Here is a 4493-nt window from a genome sequence, read left to right as displayed (position 1 = left end):
GAAAACGCCTCACGACCTGACACTTCTTTCCAATTTGCCTCTGGCAGTCCCTACTCGTTTTCCTTACATTCCTACTAACTCAGTGACGAGACGTATACCAAATACGAGCAATAGAAGACGATGAAAGACCAGTTGACGATCTCTATATCAACTATCAATGGCTCAAGACATTGGTACTTCAGTAAAAGGATGCAACGCAACATAAAAACGTTTTTCGTTTTTTTTGTTGTTGCTCTGGCCGCGACCGTAATCTTAATTCATCACTTGTACACTCGCGTTGATAATGCAGCGTTAAAACAAGCTGAATTGACAGAGCATTCACGCACCATGGGTGAAGAGCTCAGCACACTGAAAACACTTAAATCAGAGCTAGAAAATGACCTTTCAGAACGGGAAGAACGGGTACAACTTGTTTCGGAACGTTTGGGTGAATTAGAGAAAGTGCTTGGGGTTGGAGAACATACCTCGACAAATAACTTGGATGCTAGGCTCGATGCAGCGGCGATAACCTCAAACGTTCGCATGGTGTTATTAAACCAAATACCAAGTGGCTCTCCAGTCGGCAACGTACGGCTATCTTCCGGATTCGGTAAGCGTATCCATCCGGTGACAAAAGTTGCCAAAATGCATCGTGGGCTCGATTTTGCCGTAAATATCGGTACCAAAATTTATGCCCCTGCCGATGGGGTAGTGGAAGTTACCCGCCGCAGTAATAAAGGCTCTGGTAACTTCCTCAGGCTACAACATTCTTTCGGTTTTTCGAGTTCTTATTCGCACTTGAAAGCGTTCAAAGTAAAAAGTGGTCAGTTCGTCAAAAAAGGGCAGCTGATTGCAATTTCCGGCAACAGTGGGCTCTCTTCTGGCCCTCACCTGCATTACGAGGTGCGATTTGTTGGGCGAGCACTGAATCCGAAACCATTTGTCGATTGGAGCCTTAATGATTTCGAAGACATTTTTACTAAGGAGCGAAGAATACGATGGGAATCTTTAATCAAAACAGTGGAACAACGAGTAGCTCAGCAGCTTCAACTCTCATCGCCAAAGGCTGTTCTCTTAGCGGAGAACTCAAAGTAGAAAACGATGTCCAGATTGATGGCATCGTCGATGGTCAAATTAACGTGGAAGGCACTCTCGTTGTCGCAGAAAGCGGGCGAGTAAACGGTGAAATCTACGCTAAACAGCTGATCATTAATGGCATGATGGACGGAAACTGTCACGCAGAACACATTCAAGTGCTTGCCAAGGGACGCGTAAGCGGTAGGATCTGGAGCAATAACCTCAGCATTGAACCTGGTGGCAAATTCTTTGGTGAAGCAGCCGAATTACCTGAAAAGGAAGTGGTAACGTTAAAGGGTAAGGCTCAAGACAGTGCGATCACAAAAGAAAATAACACCAACAATGAAAAGCGACTTTCGCGTAAATCAGCATAAAAGCTTTGATTAAAGTGCTTAAAAAAGACGGCTTTCACGCCGTCTTTTTTATTACTATTGCCACGATTTTCGTCAGAAACTACGTGATTATTCGGCCGGATTTAAAACCATTACCGAGCGTTTTGCTTGTGGACCAAAAGCTGATTTTGCATGCGCTTTCACTTCATCTAACGTCACACTCTTAGCCACTTTCTCAACGTCAAGCAACACATCGACGCCGTAATCATGCACCAAATAACGAGTATATGCCCATGATCTCCGTGCTGGGTTGTCATCCAATCCTTGCATCGCGACTGCCAGTTGTTTCGCGGCCGTATCCACTTCTTTTTGGGTAATATTTGACGCTAAACCATCAAACACTTTGCCCAGTTTACTCTCTAAAAGTGCCACGTCTTCGGGCTCAACTTGAGACTCCAAGAGCCAATCAGAGATGGGTTCGCGATCTTGTGTCATGGTGTAAATGCTCGGGCTGTAATCAAGGCTAGACTCTTCTCGCACAATATCCAAAACACGTGCATTACTAATACGTTGCAAAATATCTTCGATAACCGTGTCTCTTGCCGTACGTTGGTAATCGCTCGTATTAGTCAAACGCATTACATACAACGATGAAGGTTCATGCCCATCCGCAACCACAGTTCGCTCCGGCACTTCCGGGTTAAACGCAACGTGATAATCAATCGAACGACTCGGTTTCATTTCGATAGAGGCCACATACTTACGCAAAAGTGGTGTAATTTCTTCCGGCTCTACGTTTGCAACAATAACCATCTTAAAACCATCATTGGTTTTGAAAAGTTGCTCATGCACCGCTAGTATCTGCTCGGAAGTCACTTGTTCAACATCATCACTGGACACTATACGATGACGACTACCCGGCAAATAAGAATTGCCGTTTGCTTTTTGAATCAGTTTTCCCATCGGTGATTCAAAAAAAGCGCCGCTCTGCTGTTTAAACTCTTGCTTCGCTGCTTCCATCTGGCGCTCGTCGACTTTAATCTCCGTCGCTAGGTTGTATAGTCCATTCAAAGCATCAGTTAGGTGCGTATTTGGCGCCGTAATTTGAGCTCCGTGACTGGTCGCATCAAGCATCGCGCCAAGCGCAATGTTGTTTTTGCGTAAGTAGCTATCTAGCTCTGAACCAGAAAATGTCCCTAACCCACTGCGTATTGCCGTTGTTGCTGCGATTTCATAAGCGGCATACAACGTCGGATCAACAGCGGCTTTACCACCTTGGCTCGCATAGTAAATATACGCTCGACCACCCGCTTTAGTATCTTTTTGGAACCACACTTCGATACCGTTTGATAGCGTATAGACTTGAAAACCACCCGCTTCCTGACGCATGCTCGTGATGCTGCCTTCCTGGGTAGGCTTTAAGAATCCATCCACTTTGTCATACATCTCTAACGGTTTTTCGCCAGTTTGAAGATAGGCACTGTTTAGAGCGGCAAATACACCATTGAACTGTTCTGACGTTTCGCTTTTCCCCAAACCAATAAAAAAGCTTGGCTGCTGAGATAACAAAGCCGTCAATTGTGTGTTAATGCTCTCTAAATTCTCGTTGTTGATGAATTCTGCCAAACTCTGGGCATAATTCTCTTTTGATTGGCTGACACTGTCTTGTCCAATTTGAAAAACACGTGCTTCTGCGTAACTGTTTGGCTTACGCTGACTCCAATCTGAATCAATATTTGCAAGTTCACCTTGCCAATTTGACATAACGCTATCTAACTCGGATTGAGTCGCACCATAATCTCTTAACGACGCCAAGGTACGAATGAAAGTCTGGTGCATTTGTTCGCGGCGATCTGGTGCAAACGAAATCCCTGCCGACATCATACGCTGATAGTTAGAGTAATAGGGCTCTGCATAAGCGTATTGAAAAGGTTCAGCGGCATCACTGAGTACACGGATCAAACGCTGTTGAATGAGTTGTGTTGCGACTTCATCACGCCACACTTCATGTTGTTGCTCAATCGTCGCGCTGCCACTTAGACCACGCTCAATCACTAAATGAAGACTTGGTGATTCCATCGTGTTACTTGGCAAGATTCTGTTTTCGTTGTTCACTCGAATATCACGGCGCTTCTCTATTACCGTATCCGAGGTACTTTCCCAGTTCGAGAACTTGCTTTTGATAATCTTGGACAGTGAATCTACGTCGATATTACCAGTCACAATCAACTCGGCATTTTGTGGCTGGTACCACTTGTCGTAAAACGCCTTTAACTTACTCGAGGAAGCGTTTTGAATCGCTTCGCGAGTACCAATTGGGTCATGTTCACCATACATAGTGCCTTCAATCGAGGCTTGGTAAGCATGCATAGAAAAGGACTTATCATCTGGATTAGCACGTCGCCATTCCCCAAGAATCACCCCTTTTTCTTTCTCTACTTGCTCAGGAGCAAACTCAAGTCCGTTACCGATATCTCTCATCCACTTCAGGGCATCTTCTAGCTTCGTATTATTCGCAAGGTCAAGTTGGTAAGACGTTTGCTGATAACTGGTAAAAGCGTTGATATCAGCGCCAAAGCTACCACCAGATTGCTCAAAAAGTTTGACAACGTCGTTACCGGTAAAATGCTCACTACCATTAAACGCCATATGCTCAACAAAGTGAGCGTAACCCTTTTGAGAAGATGTTTCTTGGAATGAGCCGATATTCATCACCAAACGGACCGAGACTTCTTGGTCTTCTGTTGGATAGAGATGGTATTTCATACCGTTCGATAACTGGTCCACGTGCCAGTTGGCGTCAGGTTGAATCGGCGTCGACTGTTGTATCAGAGCACACCCTGACACTAATAACGCGGGGACTAACAATATACTGCGCATAACGATTGCCCATAACAATGATTAAGCTAATCAATATATATCCGGTGCTATAACCTTCACATTTTTAATGGATTATCAGACACGCAAATGTGATAAAGATCACCATTTATTGAAATCAATTCTCATTTACAAAAATCGACAAATCCTTACTTTACAAATACATAAATAATATCGTTCCAAATCCTTTTGCTTATTTGGTGTAAAACTCAAATTCGCGACATGGAG

At 44.3% G+C, this 4493-nt stretch carries 3 protein-coding genes; 2 read left to right on the top strand and 1 reads right to left on the bottom strand.

From position 1 onward, the window contains the following. Positions 1–120 precede the first annotated feature (120 nt). Entirely contained in the window at positions 121–1074 is a 954-nt protein-coding gene (locus CAG68_RS00300) for a M23 family metallopeptidase (RefSeq protein WP_005374721.1), read from the top strand. After that, on the top strand, positions 978–1430 hold the full coding sequence (locus CAG68_RS00295; RefSeq protein ID WP_080276973.1) for a bactofilin family protein: 453 nt from the start codon (positions 978–980) through the stop codon (positions 1428–1430). Before CAG68_RS00300 ends, CAG68_RS00295 begins: the two co-directional genes overlap by 97 nt. Positions 1431–1517: 87 nt before the next feature. Here CAG68_RS00295 and CAG68_RS00290 read toward each other — a convergent pair whose 3' ends face one another. Then, entirely contained in the window at positions 1518–4268 is a 2751-nt protein-coding gene (locus tag CAG68_RS00290; RefSeq protein WP_161440632.1) for a M16 family metallopeptidase, read from the bottom strand. Positions 4269–4493 lie beyond the last annotated feature (225 nt).

The organism is Vibrio sp. V42_P2S4T144 (assembly GCF_009904715.1).
Taxonomy (GTDB): Bacteria; Pseudomonadota; Gammaproteobacteria; order Enterobacterales; family Vibrionaceae; genus Vibrio; species Vibrio alginolyticus.
The sequence above is the reverse complement of the archived record's forward strand: the minus strand, read 5'-3'. Positions and strand labels throughout refer to the sequence as shown.

Coding starts and splice junctions, on each gene's coding strand:
- CAG68_RS00290 (WP_161440632.1), bottom strand. CDS start 4,268: ATGCGCAGTATATTGTTAGTCCCCGCGTTATTAGTGTCAGGGTGTGCT.
- CAG68_RS00295 (WP_080276973.1), top strand. CDS start 978: ATGGGAATCTTTAATCAAAACAGTGGAACAACGAGTAGCTCAGCAGCT.
- CAG68_RS00300 (WP_005374721.1), top strand. CDS start 121: ATGAAAGACCAGTTGACGATCTCTATATCAACTATCAATGGCTCAAGA.